This is a genomic window from Stieleria bergensis (assembly GCA_007745635.1).
Classification (GTDB): domain Bacteria; phylum Planctomycetota; class Planctomycetia; order Pirellulales; family Pirellulaceae; genus Stieleria; species Stieleria bergensis.
On the sequence record CP036272.1, the window covers coordinates 851327 to 869244 of the forward strand.

15 protein-coding genes are annotated in these 17918 nt (G+C 56.0%); 4 read left to right on the forward strand and 11 right to left on the reverse strand.

From position 1 onward, the window contains the following. The first annotated feature begins 80 nt into the window (after nucleotides 1–80). On the forward strand, nucleotides 81–725 hold the full coding sequence (locus SV7mr_RS02700) for an RNA polymerase sigma factor (RefSeq protein ID WP_145268991.1): 645 nt from the start codon (nucleotides 81–83) through the stop codon (nucleotides 723–725). Further along, entirely contained in the window at nucleotides 722–1186 is a 465-nt protein-coding gene (locus SV7mr_RS02705) for a hypothetical protein (RefSeq protein WP_145268993.1), read from the forward strand. Before SV7mr_RS02700 ends, SV7mr_RS02705 begins: the two co-directional genes overlap by 4 nt. 57 nt (nucleotides 1187–1243) lie before the next feature. On the opposite strand, the gene SV7mr_RS02710 is transcribed toward SV7mr_RS02705, so the two are convergent. Then, on the reverse strand, nucleotides 1244–3181 hold the full coding sequence (locus SV7mr_RS02710) for a hypothetical protein (protein WP_145268994.1): 1938 nt from the start codon (nucleotides 3179–3181) through the stop codon (nucleotides 1244–1246). Between the two features lie 247 nt (nucleotides 3182–3428). On the opposite strand from SV7mr_RS02710, the gene SV7mr_RS02715 reads away from it, so the two are divergent. Next, nucleotides 3429–3683 (forward strand): hypothetical protein, encoded by a 255-nt coding sequence (locus SV7mr_RS02715; RefSeq protein WP_145268996.1) that lies wholly within the window; start codon nucleotides 3429–3431, stop codon nucleotides 3681–3683. 147 nt (nucleotides 3684–3830) lie between these two features. Continuing rightward, on the forward strand, nucleotides 3831–4181 hold the full coding sequence (locus SV7mr_RS02720; RefSeq protein WP_145268998.1) for a hypothetical protein: 351 nt from the start codon (nucleotides 3831–3833) through the stop codon (nucleotides 4179–4181). A 181-nt stretch (nucleotides 4182–4362) separates the two neighbouring features. On the opposite strand, the gene SV7mr_RS02725 is transcribed toward SV7mr_RS02720, so the two are convergent. The 10 genes from SV7mr_RS02725 to gcvPA all read right to left on the reverse strand — a co-directional run bounded on the left by SV7mr_RS02725 (nucleotide 4363) and on the right by gcvPA (nucleotide 17814). Continuing rightward, the gene (locus SV7mr_RS02725) at nucleotides 4363–6120 is read right to left on the reverse strand and encodes a vWA domain-containing protein (RefSeq protein WP_419188005.1); all 1758 of its coding nucleotides are present in this window, start codon (nucleotides 6118–6120) and stop codon (nucleotides 4363–4365) included. Between the two features lie 63 nt (nucleotides 6121–6183). Then, on the reverse strand, nucleotides 6184–7608 hold the full coding sequence (locus SV7mr_RS02730) for a magnesium chelatase ATPase subunit I (protein WP_145269000.1): 1425 nt from the start codon (nucleotides 7606–7608) through the stop codon (nucleotides 6184–6186). 384 nt (nucleotides 7609–7992) lie between these two features. Beyond that, nucleotides 7993–8721, reverse strand: coding sequence for a hypothetical protein (locus tag SV7mr_RS02735; RefSeq protein WP_145269002.1), 729 nt, complete (start codon nucleotides 8719–8721; stop codon nucleotides 7993–7995). Nucleotides 8722–9234: 513 nt separating this feature from the next. Beyond that, nucleotides 9235–11667: a carboxylesterase family protein gene (locus SV7mr_RS02740; protein WP_419188006.1), complete on the reverse strand. Its 2433-nt coding sequence runs from the start codon at nucleotides 11665–11667 to the stop codon at nucleotides 9235–9237. A gap of 23 nt (nucleotides 11668–11690) precedes the next feature. Beyond that, nucleotides 11691–12467 (reverse strand): hypothetical protein, encoded by a 777-nt coding sequence (locus SV7mr_RS02745; protein ID WP_145269004.1) that lies wholly within the window; start codon nucleotides 12465–12467, stop codon nucleotides 11691–11693. After that, complete coding sequence (locus SV7mr_RS02750; protein ID WP_145269006.1) at nucleotides 12464–13156, reverse strand: RNA polymerase sigma factor; 693 nt, start codon at nucleotides 13154–13156, stop codon at nucleotides 12464–12466. The genes SV7mr_RS02745 and SV7mr_RS02750 overlap by 4 nt, the downstream gene beginning before the upstream one ends. Nucleotides 13157–13192: 36 nt before the next feature. Next, nucleotides 13193–13885, reverse strand: a complete 693-nt coding sequence (locus SV7mr_RS02755) for an FHA domain-containing protein (RefSeq protein ID WP_145269008.1) — start codon at nucleotides 13883–13885, stop codon at nucleotides 13193–13195. 200 nt (nucleotides 13886–14085) lie between these two features. Beyond that, nucleotides 14086–14910, reverse strand: a complete 825-nt coding sequence (locus SV7mr_RS02760; RefSeq protein ID WP_145269010.1) for a lipoate--protein ligase family protein — start codon at nucleotides 14908–14910, stop codon at nucleotides 14086–14088. Between the two features lie 15 nt (nucleotides 14911–14925). Further along, nucleotides 14926–16386, reverse strand: coding sequence for an aminomethyl-transferring glycine dehydrogenase subunit GcvPB (gene gcvPB, locus SV7mr_RS02765; protein WP_145269012.1), 1461 nt, complete (start codon nucleotides 16384–16386; stop codon nucleotides 14926–14928). Nucleotides 16387–16401: 15 nt separating this feature from the next. Further along, the gene (gene gcvPA / locus SV7mr_RS02770; protein WP_145269014.1) at nucleotides 16402–17814 is read right to left on the reverse strand and encodes an aminomethyl-transferring glycine dehydrogenase subunit GcvPA; all 1413 of its coding nucleotides are present in this window, start codon (nucleotides 17812–17814) and stop codon (nucleotides 16402–16404) included. Nucleotides 17815–17918 lie beyond the last annotated feature (104 nt).

Below are 17918 nucleotides of genomic sequence, written 5' to 3' on the forward strand. Positions count from 1 at the left end.
CCGGGTATCGATGAAGCATCACAAACAGCAGCCGATTGCGGTGATCATCCGATCCGTACGACGGCGGGGTAAAGTGTGAAATGAGCGGTGACCAACCATCGGTGGATCCATTCGATCTGAACCAGCAAGTGCGACAACTGGCGTTGTTTCTTTCCGAGCACGGCGAGGAAAGTGATCGCGCGTTGGCGATGTCGCAGCTGTACGATTTGACCTGTGATCGCTTGGTGCGGTATTCACTGTCCATCACTCAGCGGGCACATGACGCTGAAGATGCCGTCAGTGGGTGTATCTTAAAGGTCACCCAGCGACCGGAGCTATTGACGTCCGCTGATCAACCCTGGCATTACTTGTTGCGGATGGTTCGAAACGAGTCATTGATCACCTTGCGATCCCGGAAGCGTTGGTCTGCTCTGGGGATGATCGCTCAAGTGCTTTCGTCATCAATGGTGGATGTCGTTGAGCTGGATGATCAGCGCCGCATGGTTTGGCAGGCTCTTGAACGACTGCCTGGGGAACAACGCGAAGTCATCGTGTTGAAGATCTGGGAGCAGTTGACGTTCGCTGAAGTTGCCCACATCTTACAGCTTTCGCCATCGACGGTAGCTAGTCGTTATCGATATGCGATGGAGAAACTCTCCAATCGTTTAAGTGGACAAATGCAGGCAGAGCCTTCAGCCGAACTCGCTGACCAAGAAGCCGACGCTTCGGTCGGAGGAGGGGCATGATGAAACGTGAACCAGAACCGTGGCAGCCATTTGATGCCATTGAACATGATTTCCAAGACTTGGATTTGCCACACAGGGCAACTTCAGAGGTGCGTTCCTTAGAGCAAACTTTGGGGAATCTTGCGCATTGCGTGCGTACCAATTCCATCGAAAAGACTCAGCACCGCGACCAGTTGCTGAATCGATTCCAACAATCGTTTCTGCTCGGCCGTTGTCGTGTGCGAGTTTGGCAGGCGAGCCTGGCGGCACTGGTTTTGCTGGTGGCCTTTTCCTGCCTGCTAGGACGGCTGACGACCAGTCGGCAACCCACCGCGCTGACATCCCAGCAAGCACAGCAAGAGGCGGTGAGATTGTCCAGACAAACCGGTGTGAGTCTGGACTGGGCTCTGGTTGATATCTTTCAGCGATCCAAAGAGCAGAAGTCGCGTCAAGTAGCACCCTGGATGCCACCGCAGCGATGACACACGCCCGTGTGGTCATCGACCGATGATGGCAACTCCGTTTGCCAGTGAAGTGTGTTAAAAGATCTCGAAAGGGATCACACGCGTACCTTTGTTCTTGCTGACCGTGTCTTCCAAGGTGACCTGCAAACGATAACTGCCCGTGGGCAGCTGACGTGGCAGCGTCATGTGATAGCCAACGTAGTAGTCGCGAAGCCGATTCCTGGAAAGTTGTGTGTCCAGTGGCAATGCTTGATCGACCAGCACGTTGTTGTCCGCGTCAATGATTTGAAACTGTCCCTGAATGCGAGTTTCAAACATGCCGTCTTGTTCTGCGGCCACGAAGTGATCGACTTCACAGTACAACAAGACCTGTTGACCGGGAGCGAATCGGTTGCCTTCGAAAGGAATGAAGCGTCCGTACGATTCAATCTGCTGGCAGAATTCTAAATTGGATAGTTTGAGTTTGCCACTTGATTGAGCCAAGTGTTTGGCGGCAAGTTGGAACTCTTCTTGGACCAACGCCAATTGCTCAGGCGATGGGTTACTTGCCATCAAAAGCTTTAGCGCGTTGAGTTGATGCTCAAACGCAAGTTGGTGTTGGGGATCCAGTTCATCAAAGCCTGTTAGCTGGTCGTTTGACTTGCCAGCAAAGACCTGTAACGACTGAGTCAGCAACCAGCGCTGTTGTCGTTGCTGTGGTGTTTCATCTGCTGTGGGCTGAGCAGCGCGAGCCAACAGGGACTGGATCAGTTCCAGGTGTTCGCTGTTGGCTTGAAAGGTTGCGGACGTCGGCGAGCCCGCTTTGGCGGCACTGTCTTGCGAGTCCGTGTGCGGCAAAGCCACTTTGGCGACCGCTGGGATCACGCTGTTCGGATCCGCAGCGACCTCCAGCGAGGCCGTTTGAACCGGTGATCGTTCCGTCGACACGGCCACTGGACTGTCGGAACCGGTTTGATTTTCCGGCTCCGGAATCGTGCTTCGGGCGACCGATGGCGTGGGCAGGATCGGCATTCCCAGACCCGTCGTCTCGCTGGAACGATCGCTGTTTCCTGATGTCGCTGCTGGCTTGCTTTCGTTGCCAGCTAATTGCTGAGAGATCTGGTTGGCAAGTTGTTCGAGCGATGAGGGTGACGTTTGCCGGGCAACTAAATGGATTCGACGCGGTGCAGGGCCTGCGTAAGCGAGGTCAGCCTCGGGCAGTTTCGGCAAGTCAGCGAGTTGTTTTCGCAGTGCTTTGAGCAGCGAGTGAGGGTGTTCGGTGCGACGTGCTGACGTGCCTCCAGCGGCTTCCAAATCAGACAGCGATGTCGTGACAAGTGCTGCATCCGGCTGGTCGAGAGTGGTTTTGGGGCCGGCCGTGTCGCTCGGCTGGGCCAGCTTGCTGGGGTCGATGTTCGCAGCGGCGATGATGGGATTGGCGGTCGCTGGATCACGTTTTGCCTCAGCAAACGCTTGATCGGAATCGGCAATCAGGGAGTTGATTTCATCGACATCGACGTCCAAGTCATCAATGGCGACATCCGTTTGGTTCTTGGACGTTTCCGAAGGTGTCTCTTGGGCAACGGATTCGCTGGCAGGTTTGGCAGCGAACTGGTTCGTCTTGATCGGCGTGGTTGTTGTTGGTTGGTTGCTTGTTGTTGGCTGTGAAGCAACTGCCTGATGAGCCGCTTCGGTGTCGCTGAGGCTCATTTGCGCCGGGGCGGAACGGGTTTCCGTTGAGGCAACGGCAGTGGAGGGTGGTTGTTGGTTGGCTGATGTCTCTTTGGCAACCGAATCAGGCAGGGGGTCTGTTGAGCGGTTCGGTGGATTGCTGGCCTGTTTTTCGCCAGCCAACATGCCTTGTTCAGCGGTGGGGTCGTCCCTCAGGACGGCTGGATTGGTGGGCGATGGGCCTTTGCGGAAGGTGGCAAATCGACCAGCGATGCGCGAGCCCATGCCTTCGCTTTTGCGTGTTTTCGCCGGCAGAACGGCACCTGCGAGGCGCTGTCGAGGTGCATCGACTTCCGCCTCCATGGGGCCCGATTCTTGTACAGTGACAACCGATTGCAGACCCCGACCGGAGCGGCAGCCGACAGGCAGCATGCTGAGGCAGCAGACTGCTACCATCAGTGTGCGGTACGACTTGTTTCCAATATTCAGCGGTTTTGGCCAGAGCATCCCTGCCTCTCGCGATGTTTACGTTGCCCTTCGGTGACGGTGTGAATCGCTGCTTTGACGCGAATTCACTGCCAACCGCGCAGCGATTGTGGTGAGATCTTCAATGATTAACGTTGCTTTACCTAAATTGATTCTGACTGAGCAACGTCAAACTGGCGTGCAAAGCGGGAAACCCCCAGAAATCCGGCATTTTGCCTCCGCAGACAACGGTCTCGTCACGATCGAAGCGGCTCATTCCAGCAACTTGATCGGCCCGACCTTCCAGGGGCTTCACTTTCGCTGGGGGCCATTGATTGTTCTGGCGTTTGTGGTTCCCCGCCGGTCAGGGAGCTATGCTGAGGGCTTCATGCTGTGGTGAATCTGAGCGGCTTGAATTCACTGGGCTGAGTGGATTCACTGGCTCGGTTTTGAAAACCAATGGGGTGTCGCGATCGTCTCATCAGAAGGTGCGACACCGATTGAATGTTGCTTCGCTTGCCGTGAACTGGTTTTGAGCTCGACGAAAATGATTGCTTCTGACGACTCCAATGAAACTTCCCAAGCGAATCCCTATCAAGTGGCCGCGGGGGAACCACAGGCCATCACGCCAACACTGATGCTGTGGTGGATCGGGATTGTGGCCGTTTGTGCATTCGGCGGAGCGGTGCTGGGCGCTTTGCTGGGCTATCTGGTGGGGACGTGGGTGCCGGGCTATTACGAAGCCATCATCTATCGGCCACGGGGGGTGGCCATTGACCCACAGTCGATCGGAGTCGGCATGGGGGCAACGCAGGGATTTGGCGGCGGAGCGATGCTGGGCTTTGCTCTGATCGTGCTCTTTTCCTGGTATCGGACTCGGCAGGCGAACGCACAGTAACGCTGTGTCCCTGTTGCCACGGGCGGGATCACAGGACCGTGATCGAAAGCCTGACCGCGCTGGCGATGGGACGAGTCACACCTGCTGGCGCGACTTGTTTGGCAACGGTGGTCACGCGACCTGGCCGATCGAAACAAGGCGATTGGCGGGAAGCCAACGGCAGCAGGTTGCTTTCGCCGGGCTACTGAATGATCTCGCGTTTATTCTGCACGTAGTCCCAAAGCACAAAGCGATCTAAGTTGTTGCCACTGGTAAAGAACACTCGGCCATTGGTTGATTGAGCCAAACGATTTGCGAAACGAATGTCTTCTTCGTTCTGCGACCAGCTGGGAATCAAGAAGATATTGATGGTGATGCCTTCTTTGGCACACAGCATCGCTTCTCGCATCGTTGCTTGCTCGGTCGTGGGGTCCGGTGGGTACAGCATGTACAGCCATTCGCCTTCGCAATGGGCTGTCGGGAGTCCATCGGTGATCAAGACGACTTGCCGATTCGGTGTGTCACAGTTAGCCAGGCTTTGCCGAGCGAGTTGCAATGAACGCTGAATGTTGGTGAAGTGTTGATGGATCTGGTGTTCGCTCATTTCCGGATCACTTAAGTCGGCTTTGAGGCGAACCCACGGATCATGGATCGAAACGGGCTTGGGCATCAAGTGAATGATTTCACCGGGAGCACGCAGTTTGGCGAACGTATACATTTCGATGAAACGCAAAAAGTCGCCGGGATACTCGGACTGGATTAGGCCTTGCAGAGCCAACGCCATGCGTTTGACGTTGATGTATTGTCCGTCGTATCGCATCGATCCACTCATGTCCATGATGACACAGGTGGCACATTTGGGATGATTGCGAGTCTTATGAATCTCGATGTCATCGCTGTGTAGTCGCAAGGGCCGTGAGTCACCTTGGCGGACAAGGCTATTGATCACCGTTTGCGTGAGATCCATGTTGGCCAAGCTGTCGCCGAACTCATACGGCTTGGTCGTTTGTAGTTCGACCGCCCCTTGGCCAATCACGTTGCCTTGATGCCGACCGCTCTTGGAGGGCGCTAGATCGCTGAAGATTTTCTCCAGCAAACGCCCTTGAAAGATCTTGTAGGCTTGCGGCGTCAATCGAAAGTGTCCCTGCGAGTCCCGTTGCAAGCCCTGGCGTTCGGCTTGTTCACGGATCAAATTTTCGACTTGCCTCCGCATGTCTTCGAGTTGTTCGATGTCTTGTGCGGCTGCGAATTGACTTAGCTGATCCATGTCAATCAAGCCAATCTGTGCTGTCTCGGCCGCCTTCTTGAGTTGTTCAAGCAGCTCATCGATCGCTTCGAGTTCTTTCTTGATCTCCAAGGCCTGTGGCACAGACATGGATTCATTGCCGGTGAACTCATACCGACTGGCCATCTCTTCGATCTCGTGCTTGTCTACCATCGCAGTGTGAATCCGCAGTAACTGCGTTGGCAGGTTGCCACCAAGGGATTCGGCGCGGTACCACAGCGATTCCATCAAGTAAGGTTGCTGGTATTTGATTGCGGTGGAGAAAGCATCGCGCATCTTCTTGGGCACCTGGACGTCCTTAGTGCTCTTGTCAAACGCTTTGGCGGCTTTGCGGACCACAGAACGCGCTTCATAGGTTTCTAAAATCTTGCGTTTGCGCTCCTCCAGCATGGCCTGCAAGAAATCGATGCTAGGTCCCAAGCCTTTGATCTGGCTGGGATCAAGACGAACGGCGCGGGCCAGTTCTTCTTCGGTCAGGTCACGAAACTCACCATACATCAACGCCTGTTCAAAGCTTGGCGAGACTAAGTCGGGCGGCTCTTGTTGAGGTGGCGGAAACGATCGTGGGTCAAACTTTTGATAGGCGTGGACGATTCCGCCAACCGCAGGGCGACTCTCTGGACGATCGAACGGACCGCTGTCCTGTCCCGGTTGATCAGAGTGATTGGATGGCATGGATGGCTCGTAGGATGAATGATCCGAAATCGGTCTGCTTGCGAACGAACGCAGGACAAGGGGTTACAGTTCGTATTCAATCTTGCCGTGTCGCTGAGCACGGCTAATACGATCCAAGCTGTAGAGGCCAGCCAGGATAAATTCAACGCAGCTCGCTCGGACGGCTTCGTTGTCACTGGCATTGACCTCAAAGGCGAGTTTCCAAGCCGGCGGCACGGTTTTCAGACGTTCGGCATAGTCCGAACTGGGCAGCAAATCACCAACCTCTATGCGAATGCCTCCACGAAAGATCTCGGCGATCTCACCCAGGCCATGTTGTTGAACATATTCAGCAAACACTACTTCAATGGCCTTCGCGACGACCGCATCCAATACCTGCTTCTCGCTCATCTGATGCGTGCCCATCAAATCGAGTTCAAGTTTGCCCAGTGAACTTGCATACAGGTGGCCAAGGTCGCTGATCCGAGGCACTGCCGGTTTTTCGTTGTGAATGATCCCTCGTTGTCGCGCAGAGGCGATCATGGTGCGAAAGTTAGCCAACGAGAATCGAGCGGAAACACCCGATTGCTGATCAATGTACTTGCTCTTACGAGCCTGTTCGGTGATCTCTTCAATCAGCTGAAACATGAAATACGGCACCTGGACGGGGTACTCGCCGTCCATCTCCGCAGCAACCTCCTGCTGCAAGATCTCGATGCCCTGATCACGCTGTAGCGGGTAGTGCGTCTGGATGATTGTGCCGATCCGATCCTTTAATTGTGGAATCACCTTGCCGCTACGGTTGTACGTTGAAGGGTTCGCCGAGAAAAGAATCGCGATGTCGATGTCAAAGCGAATGGGGTAGCCACGGATCTGAACATCACGTTCTTCCAGGATATTGAACAGGCCAACCTGTACCAGGTCATCCAGTTCTGGAAGCTCATTCATGGCAAAGATGCCGCGATGCATGCGTGGGATTAAACCAAATGACAATGCTTCTTCGGCTCCCAGGCTGACGCCAGCTGTTAGTTTCCCCGGATCGATCTCACCGATGATGTCTGCGAACTTGGTGCCCGGAGACAGGCGTTCGCTGTAACGATCGTCGCGATGCCACCACGCGATGGGAACCTCTTCCGGTGCATGTTCCTTGACGATCCGCTTGCCTAGCGAAGTGATCGGTGCCAAGGGGTCTTCGTGGACTGGCAATTCAGGATGGTCAATGTAGGGAACCCAAGGGTCCAAGAAGCGTGTCAGCATCCGCATCAAACGACTCTTGGCTTGCCCTTTCTCACCCAGGAACAGCATGTCGTGCTGGGCAAGAATCGCCAGATTGATTTCCGGGATCACGGTGTCTTCGTAGCCGACAATGCCTGGAAACAGATCCTTGCCCGAAGCCAACATCTCCGTAAAATTCTTCTTCAGTTCCTGCTTCACCGATTGAGAACGCCAGCCCGAATCGATCAAGTCACGAAGATTGGTTGCGGTCGGAACTTCAGTAGCAACAGACATCAGCGAAAGCCTGGAAGGAGTGTGGAACAGAGAGTCCAACTATTGTACCGGGCGGCAAAGCGAACGGAGAGCGGTCAAGTTTGAAGCCCCGTGTTTTGCAGGTCTTCAGCCCATCTGCATCCTGAGGGAGTGCCGAAACCCGCAGCAGCGAAGGTTCGTTGGGTGCCAGCAATTGCCTCGTTTCTGTGGCATTGTGTTTGTCGGGTGCGTGCTTGCACCACTGCTTTGAAGATCTTCGAATCCGGTGGTGCGGATGCGGAAAATCCACGTTATCTCGGTCCAACGGTGCGCTGCGATTTGATTGGTGCGTGCCAGCGTTAGATAGACGCAATCAAGAACAGGGCGAAGCGGGCTTCGTTGTGTTTGCGCGATGTCGGGATTTGCTTACAAGGCATCGCTGATGCGATGTTGAATCAGCTGCTCGGATTGACGCTGTTGCTGAAGCAAGTAGTGTCGTCCCCAGAACCAGAGGCCTGCTGCAGTTGCCAACAGCAGTACTGTGAACACTAAAACAGCTTGCGGTGTTTGGATCCCGCTCCGAATCTTCTGCCAACGCTTTTGTGTTGGTTGCTCGACTGCCGCTTGCGTTTCGCTGGTCTCTGGCTGGGCTGGTGCCACGCCATCTAACTTTTGAGTTTCTGGGTCGACGGTCAGTGGACCAGCGGTGTTCAGGGGAGCGAACTTCGCAGCGGCGATGGTTTCCAAATCACTGGGACGAATGCGTCCCACATGTGCGCTGCTGCGATGGTCGGGACGCTGCCGAGGATCCATCAAACGGTACGTTGCAACCGCCACTTCTGTGAGCTCTTTCTCGACCTTGATGCTGGGGTCGCACAACTGTCGCATCGCCAGTGAACGTGACGCGCGAGAGGCTGCCTGGCGGATGATCGGCAGCCGAGACTCTCTGGGACGCAGGCCAATTCGATGAAAGTCATGAATCGCAAGCGTGACAGAGTCTGAATCCCTGACGTCCATCGCTGGGTTTAGCAAGCTAGCGATCAGTTGCCCGCGATCCGAGCCAACCGCGCGCGGCTTCTCTGTCCGAGCTCGCTGTTTGGGACCAGCAGTCTCGGCAGGGTTGGAATTCGAAGGCGGGGCTAAAGACTGATTCAAGGTGACTGTCTTGCGTGTGCTGTGGCAATCCATTGTAACAGCGGGTCGGTCGTCAAGGCAAAGTGGGTGTCGTGCCAGACAACGCTTTCCAGGGACCTCTTATTGTCGCGTCCGAGGTCAGTTGCGTCTAGCTTTCAGGATCTCAAAATTTAGTCGTCTCGATAAGGAGGGAATCGTGCACCTAATCGTCGCCGAAGGCTGTTCCTGGTGCCGATTGGACGTCACCGCTTGTCGGCTCACTGTCCACCGATACAGGGATTTCTGCTGTCGCTGATTTGCCTAGCCGCAAGTTGCTAGGCCCGGAAGTGGCCCGAGGGGGTGGTTCCGGTGGCCCCTGTCGGTGTTGCCAGGTGGCGTATGAGTCTCTTTCTAGCAAAGCGCCAGCAAGACAACTGGCCGCTCCATTGGAGAGCTCTGCTCGTTCGGCTGATCGAACGTGACGCGGGAAGATTGCGTCTGTGTGAGAGCATTGGCGACGCCGAAAGAGCACAGCGATGGCCATCGCGACGGGAATCACTTGGGGGGCGGATAGCTGAACGAGAACCAGTAGGGACGTTTGCGATCGGATCGGGTTCGTGTGTCTTCCAGAAGTGGGACAATGCTTTGATCAAACTCAATCTTGCTAGAGCTTGATCCGTGCCGGATTTCGATGGGTTGATTGAGGTCCAATCCCATGCCGGGACGAAACAGCAAGCGAAAGGAATCCGATGGCAGCGAAGCGACGCGAACCAAGTTGTCACCGCGGATCGCTGCTTCGATCTTGCCTGTCGTGATTCGATCGGCGTTCCATAGCACCGGTTCAATATCAATATTGGGCTTCAGCGGACCGAGTTCTAGCCACCAAAAATACTGGTCACCGGTGCGCATGGTGACGACGTCAAGTTCGTCCGGGATCGCTTGTCTGACGTGTGTGCTGGCGTTCATCCAGCGAAACAGCTCGGGGATCTCTTCGAAGAAATCCTCGCTGCCGCGGCCCCGATACATCACGACCGTCGCATCATTGTTGACGTTCATGTAGTCGTCCAGAATCGCTCCCATCCGAATCAGCGGCGGGGTTGGACCCGATGAACCGCCCATCAAGAAGTACATGGGAACGTGGCGAGCATTGGGGAAATAATGGCGAATGGTTTTCGATGGTTCGCCATTGATGCTGATCATGCCCGCCCAGTGATCAGGGTGAGCCAGTGCGATATCCCAAGCCGCAGTGGCTCCCTCGCCGTGTCCGGTCAAAAAGACTCGATCCGAATCGATCGATGCTCGTCGCATCGCATCGCGCAGCGCCGCCAGCACGGCTCGATGTTCACGGCGAGTGTATTCGTATTTGCGCTGAGTTCCGCGCGACCAGATCGGCGAGACAACGATGTAGCCGTTTCTCATTGCATGGCCACCGCGCTGAGTCTTTCCGGCAGCCACCTCACCAGCCCACCAGGTCAATTCGGCTTCTGCGGGCAGCCCTGGGGGCGGTAGCGCCAAAATGCAGGGATACTCGCGCAGAGGATCGTATTGAGGTGGTAGCTGAATCACATAATCGACCCCTTCGCCTCCGATGCTGGTTTCAAACGTGAGCGAACCGCGAGCGCTTTCCTGGCCTATGCGGTAGAAGCCTTCGATAGCAGGGTCAGCTGAGCCTTCAGGGAAGGGCAGTGTGGGCAGCAGTTGAGGCAACAGTCGCGCGATGTAATTCACTTGGCTGCCTTCCAGGCCGTCGATCTCTTTCAGGATCGCTTGTCGCCTGTTCGCGTCATCAGAGCCCAGGTATTCGTGAACGAGGTCGCGCACTTTGACCAGCGAAGTGGCGATCACCAAGTTCTGTTCGCCCGACCCTGACCCCATTAGCCAGCCAGCAACAGCCAGGGCGGTGCGGTTCTCTAGGCTGACGGTGTCGGCATCTTTTAAGCGAATGTAGTCGCTTAGCCGCGCCAGGGTGTTGGGTGATAATCCAGCGACGATCTCGTTGAGTATGCCTTGGAGAGCCGCCTGTTGAGCGGCCGGCAGGCGAGCGATATCTGCCTGCAGTGATTCAGCGATCGCTTTGACTTGCTGGTCGGTTTGATTAAGCTCATCGATCATGTCACGAACGCTTTGCCGCCGGACTTTGCCGACTGCGGACATTGGGAAGCGTTCTAGAATGCTGCGCGCGAATTCAGTTTGTCCCACTTCCATCCGACGCTGTGCTTCATCGACCAAACGCAACGCTTGTTGCTCGATGATGCCTGCCAAGTTGTCCTGCATGTCTTTTAGTTCTGGGAACTGCCTGATGGTTCGGGTCAGTTCTTCTTCGGCGGCGCGGTAACGCTGCGACGCCATGAAAAATCGGACTGCTTCCAGCCGTGCATCGGGATCGTTTTGGTCGAGTTTCTTGCGAAAGATTTTCTGTAGCGTTTGCGGCTGGATCGCCTTGGTTGACACACGCATGTCCCAGATCAGCGAAGGCTTTGCTTTCAGTGCTTCGATCTTGGCGTAGCGTTCGTTGATGGAACTGATGCCTTGGATGATGCTGAGCGGTAATCCATTGGGGCCGCGAACGACAACGGTGCGCCAGCCGTACTCGTTAAACGGCGATGCTCTAATGATGTCGCCCATCGATTGGACTTTCTTGCCTGCTGTCGGGATCGGTTGATCGAATTCAACCGTTTGCAGGATGCCGCCGATCTGCTGGGGAGCACCAACGGTCATCCCGCGCCGATGCACGTAGACTCGGCGAAGCCCATCATCGACCAGCAGAATGGGGCGGATCGCTGGAATGCCTCCGTTGGACTCAAAGGCATTCTGGTTTAGCGAGGGGATGTCCGTCGTTGAGCCTTGCAGGGTCAATCCGCTGCGCAGGGTGACCAGCTCTTCGGCGCCCACAGGCGTGGCGACAAGCAGTTGTGCGGTGACAATCAACAGTGCCAAGCCGAAGACTCGGTTTGGCAAACGCAGTCGCGTGATAAGCAAATGTTTCATGACACTCAATGGATACGTCTGCGTCAGGCAACGAATCGATGATTCAATTCGTCACCCAAGAACAGTGGCCGTCGATGTGGTGAATAGGGCACGCGGCCTGTTGCGTGGGGGGATTCTTGCTTTGGCTGTTGATCTGGTGGCAGCAGAATGCTGGCCATCAGGCGTTTGAATCTGCGTCCGATCGTCGCCACACGTTCGCCCATCGAGTCGACCGCGGGCTGTACGGTGGGGAGGGCTTGATCGACCCACTGACGCCCTTCCTGCAACGAGCCGTTCCACCAATGTGGGTCGGTCAATTGTAGGTTGCGTGTTGGATGGTGGCCAGCAAATGTCTGCCCTGACATTGTTTGAACTGGGGTGTAGCCGTGGTTGCCAGCACTGTGATCGTTGGGGGCTGGAGTGCCCGCGGCTGTGATCTGTTCTGGCGTGGCTTGGTCTAGCGTGGCTTGGTCTAGCGTGTCCGGTGGGACGCTGGCGGTCATCGTCGTGCCTGCGGGACTCCAGACACGATTTGCCTGTGGCAGCAAGGCGATCAGCAGGATCGCTGCAGCGCACGCCAGCAGGGTCCGTTGGCGGTTTCTGGTCGGCTGTGTTGCCAGCGTCACGGTTTGGCTGGATGAAACGTCCGCTGTACAGGCTGCCGGGGTGTTAAAACACAGGTTAGCAGCCTGCCAGATCTGGAGGATTTGGTGACAGCGCTGACAGTGGCCTGCATGGTCGTTCAGGTGCCGATCATCTGTCGGGTCCTGGCGCAGGTCCAAGCAATCATCTAAGCGATCTTGAAATTGTTCACAGTTCATCGATTCATGCTCTCCCGGTGACTGTTAGGAAGATGCTCTGCGGAGTTTCGTTGTCCGGCAACGACGTCTCGAGAAATCAATTGGTCGGTTACTGCCAGGCGTGCTCGACGGACGAGCGTCTTCGCGGTGCCCAGGGGGCATTGAAGGTGCTTGGCAATTTCGTCGTAGCTCATCCCTTGAATGTGAAAACATTCAAAGGCATCACGTTGGCGAGGTCTCAAGTTGCTGACCGCGCGGCAGATCTCTTCGCCGATGGCTCTGGCATCGGAAACCTGTTCACCGCTTTGCCCGTGCGGGTCGGCGATGGCTTCAAGCGAGGTGTGCGATTTTCGTTTGGCCAGTTGAGTGCGCGAGCGATTGCCTGCGACTCTGGCAAGCCAAGGTTTAAACGGTCGGCCTGGATCCCAGCGATGCAAGTATTTGGCGACGCGTGAAAAGGTGTCTTGGGTCGCGTCTTCGGCGTCCTGCCGATGGCCAAGAATATTAAAGCAGATTGCGAACACAAATCCGTGACAGTGCTGCATCAGAGCTGCGAACGCGTTGGATTCATTGGCCAGCACACGTCGGGCGAGCGCACCGGCCGGATCCAAGGAAGCGACTGAGTCAAGCCCAGCGACAGCCCCCGAGGGATCGGTGCTAGCCGTCTCGTGTCGTTGGCCCGCGTTCGGGATGGGGGGGTGATCCGGCATCCACTGTTTCCTTAACGAGGTCTGCTGGAGAGTTGGTTAACGGCGAAAGAACTTTCTTAGCGCGTCATCTGCTGCATTGGTTGAGTTATCGCCTTGCTGTTTCGAACGCAGGTGATCTGGCAGTTTGCCTTTTTTGGCTTTCTTTTGTTCACGCAGGCGTTGGACCAAGCTCGTGTCGTCACTGGAGAGTTCGGTGCTTTCATCGCTATCGTCATCTCCTGCCGCTTCCTGGCCCGATGACTTTAGGTCGGCGACGGTGAACTGACGGGTGTCGGGATCGCTTAACTTGCGAACACGATCGATTTGGTCGGCTTCGTCCAGCCAGTCGGTGACATCGATTTCTTCGAATCGACTGTCAGCGTTTTCAACGGTTCTGGCAGCCGCGTCACCCACGTCAGCCACTTGAGGTTTCTTGGCGCTCTTCAGGCCGTGTTCAATGACTAACTCAAAATTCAGCTTGCCAATCCGCAGATTGTCGCCACTGGACAGGATCTTGGCTCGCTCGGTGGAAAGCTTCTCGCCGTTGACATACGTCCCGTTGCGGCTCTTGAGGTCTTGAGCAAGCACACGACCTTCGCGAATGACCAGCACACAATGCTTGCGGCTGATGGAGTCGCTTTTAGGACGCAATTGGCAAGAATCACTACGCCCGATCAAAAACTGGTTGCCTGCAATCGGGATCATGGTGCCTTCATGATTTCCAGTGAGCACTTTTAGCTTGACTTCCATTGAATACCTTGTTGATCGATCAAAACTGGCTACGGCATTAATCCAAGTTGTTGTCTGACGAATGCTAGCCGCAGTAGACCAGCGCTGGGTGATGCTATACGCGCTCCGTTGGCATGGTGCGGGAAAGCGTAGAATAGCAGAAACGCGGCGATCACCGAAACTTCATTATACATCATTCGGTTCGCAGACTGGGTGTCGTTTTAGCGACGTTGCAACCAGTTTCTGTCTCGAAACCGTTGCTCAGCAACTTTCTCTGCCCGTTGTTGTTCTGTGGCGGACAGTTTGCCAGGCGAAAGTGAGAGATTCAGGCAAGCGGCAACGCGTTCAGAGATCCGATTCACCCAGTCGTCAAAGGTCTGGCGATGGCCCGTCAGGTTTTCCAGCCCCGGCAATTGCGGGGTCTGCGGACTGGTGCGAAACAGCAGGCTGCCGTGCTGGAGCAGCGATGCTCGGCCGCGACGCTGGGCACTGCCAAGCACTTTGTAGCCCGAAACGACGAGGTCTTCATCGGTGCGCCGCTGAAAGCACAGGAAGGACTCGGAATCAAAGTGGATCGGCCGATCGTTGCGATACGCCGCGGAAGTGATGCCGTTTTCTGCAAGCAGCTCCGCAATGATGGCGTGCATGCTCTGGTAGAGGTCCTGTCGGGCGCCTCGTTGACCGACCGGAGTGGCCAGGGTGAGGCTGTAGGTCAATTCGTGGTGGTGCATGATCGCGCCCCCACCGGTACTGCGACGCACCACGTCGACTCCCAGTGCATCGACCGAGCCACCGTCGACATCGGCACCAAAGAACCGCCATGCGTCTTGGTGCGATTGGAAATAACCTAGCGACAGCGTCGGACGCTGCCAGGTATAGAAACGAAGCGTCGCCGCCGGGCCGCTGGCAGACGAACGTGTCGCCGCCGTAGACGCCTCGCTGGTGGATTCCATGATCGCTTGATCAACGGCCATGTTCCATGCTGCTGGACCGTCAAGATCGACCAGCAGCCGACCAGCTTGTCGGTTTAAATCAACTTCGCTCATCTCGATAGCCAGCGATCAAGACGCCGGATCCGTCCATCGTAAAATGGGGCGACGAGCCGCGGTGACATCGTCGGGGCGGCTGATCTTGGTCGACAGCGGAGCATCCTGAATCAGGTCATCGCTTTCTTCGGTGATTCGGAATAACGCTTCCGCGAAGGCGTCCAAGGTCTCTTTGCTTTCCGTTTCCGTTGGCTCCACCATCACGGCCTCATCGACAACCAACGGGAAGTAAACCGTTGGCGCGTGGAAGCCGTAGTCCAAGATGCGTTTGGCGATGTCCATCGCGGAAAGATGCTTTTCTTTCTTCAGTCGGCTTGCTGAGGCAACGAACTCGTGCATGCAGCGATCGCCATGTGGCACATCCAAGAAGTGCTTGACTTTGCTGAGCAAGTAATTGGCGCCGAGCAACGCATCTTCGCTGACCTTGCGAAGGCCTTCTTTGCCGTAGGTGCGAATGTACACGTAGGCTCGTACCAGCACGCCAACATTGCCAAAGAAGCTCCGAACGCGGCCAATCGACTTGGCTGGGTTCACGCAGCGGAATTCGCCCGCGTGCTCTTCAACGATTGGACCCGGTAAGTAGGGTGCCAAGAAATCACGAACACAAATCGGGCCAGCACCAGGGCCGCCGCCACCGTGAGGGCCGGAAAAGGTCTTGTGGGGATTGTAGTGCATCAAGTCTGCACCAAAATCTCCGGGCCGAGTGATTCCCAAGATGGCGTTCATGTTGGCGCCATCAAGATAAATCAGGCCACCGGCCTGATGAACAAGGTCGGCGATCTCTTGGACCTGAGCGTCAAACAAGCCCAAGGTGTTGGGATTGGTCAACATGAACACTGCGGTGTCGTCGCCAAGTTTGCTTTTCAAGTCTTCGACGTCGACCAACCCGTTGGGGCCACTCTTGACGGTCTTGGTTGAAAAACCAGCCATTTGAGCGCTGGCTGGATTGGTGCCGTGAGCCGAGTCAGCGGTCAGAACCACCTTGCGACTCGTTTCGCCTTTGTCGGCAAAGTAGGCCGCAGCAACGAACAGCGCGGCTAACTCACCATGAGCACCGGCTGCAGGTTGCATGGAGACGCCGGGCAAACCCGAGATCTCAGCAAACATGCCTTGCAGTTCATGAAGCAATTGCAACATGCCCTGAATGCTTTCGTCGTCTTGCAACGGATGCACGTCAACAATCCCACCCAACGAAGCCATCCGCTCGTTCCGTTTGGGATTGTATTTCATGGTGCATGAGCCCAGTGGATAAAAGTGTGTGTCCACGCTCATGTTCTGTGTTGACAGATTGACAAAGTGCCGAACCACGTCACCTTCGGAAAGCTCAGGGAGTGGTGGCGGGGCGTCGGCCAATTGTTCCGCAGGCAGGAGGTCTGTCACGGTTTCGCTGCCAGCAGGCAGGGCGGGCAAGTGATGAGAGCGTCGGCCCGGACGACTCATTTCAAACAGCAGTTTGGTAGCTTGTTGATTTCGCATGTTTGGGACTCCAGGTTAGACGCTTTGAACGGTGATGTTGTCTGACGAATCGCATGCCGTGGCGTCGCTTGCGCGGCCAGCGGGAGCGCTCTGCAGGGTTTCGATCAAGCGATCGAGTTCTGCTTCGGTTCGCTTTTCTGTCACCGCGACTAAAAAGCAATCTTCATAACGCGAATCCAGGTCCTTCATCGGCACGCCAGCGAGCAAGCCCTGGCCTTGGGCGTGCTTGAGCAGCCCCGCGACATCGCCTTGCAGGTCGCGAACCAAGAACTCTTTGAAGACCGGTTGTGGATGGACAATTTCAAAACGCTCACTCGCAGCAAACTTTTCGCGTGCCAAATTCGTTTTGACCACACAGTGCTCTGCCGTTTCCTTCAAGCCCTGAGGGCCCAGCAAACTTAAGTAGATCGTCGCTCGCAGTGCCAGCAGCGTCTGGTTGCTACAGATGTTGCTGGTGGCCTTTTCACGGCGAATGTGTTGTTCACGCGTTTGCAGCGTTAGAACCCAGCAGCGATTGCCACGCCGATCGGTGGTTTGACCAGCAATCCGGCCGGGCATGCGTCGCATCAGCTCCTGGCGACAGGCCATGATGCCCAGATAGGGGCCGCCATATTGCAAGGGGTTGCCCAGGCACTGGCCTTCAGCGATGGCGATGTCAACGCCCATGTCGCCAGGGCGTTTCAGCAAGCCCGTGCTGATGGGGTCAAAGGACTGAATCAGCAAGCCGCCTTGCTCATGTGTGACAGCAGCGATCTTTTCAACGTCCTCGAGGCGACCGTAGAAGTTGGGGTGCTGGATCAGCACGCACGCGGTTTGGTCGTCAAGGGCTTCGATGATCGCTTCGCTGGTGCCTTGCTCGCTGGCACTGACGACGACCAGTTCGACGCCGATCTGGTGCAGGTAGGTTTCCAGGATCTGGCGATACTGAGGGTGAACGGCGTCGCTGGTGATGACTTTGTTGCGTTTGCGAACACTGGCCAACGCCATCAACACAGCTTCTGTGGCTGCCGAGCCTCCGTCGTACAAACTGGCGTTGCTAACATCCAGTCCGGTGATCTCGCTGACAAGCGTTTCGTACTCGAACATCGCTTGCAGGTTGCCCTGGCTGACTTCGGCTTGATAAGGCGTGTACGAGGTGTAGAACTCGCCACGAGACGCGATCTCATCGACCACTGCGGGAACGAAGTGGTCGTAGGCTCCACCGCCCATGAAGCAAAGGTGGCTGGAAACCGAGGCGTTGCGAGCTGCCAGGCCACGCATGTCCGATTCGAGCGCCCACTCATCGGCAGCCGGTGGGAGCTCCAGGGGCTGCTGCATTTGCAGTTCGTTGGGGACCTGCGAATCGATGATCTCTTGCACCGATTCGGCACCAATCGAACGCAGCATTTCACGACGATCATCGTCGGTATGAAAAAGGTATCCGTTCATAAAACCAGAGGACTTGAATCCTAACCAGGAAAACGAATGAGCCCGCTTTAGTTCCGTTGAAAGAGCACGCTCGAAAATATCGTGACGGTGGTGTTGGCTTTTGA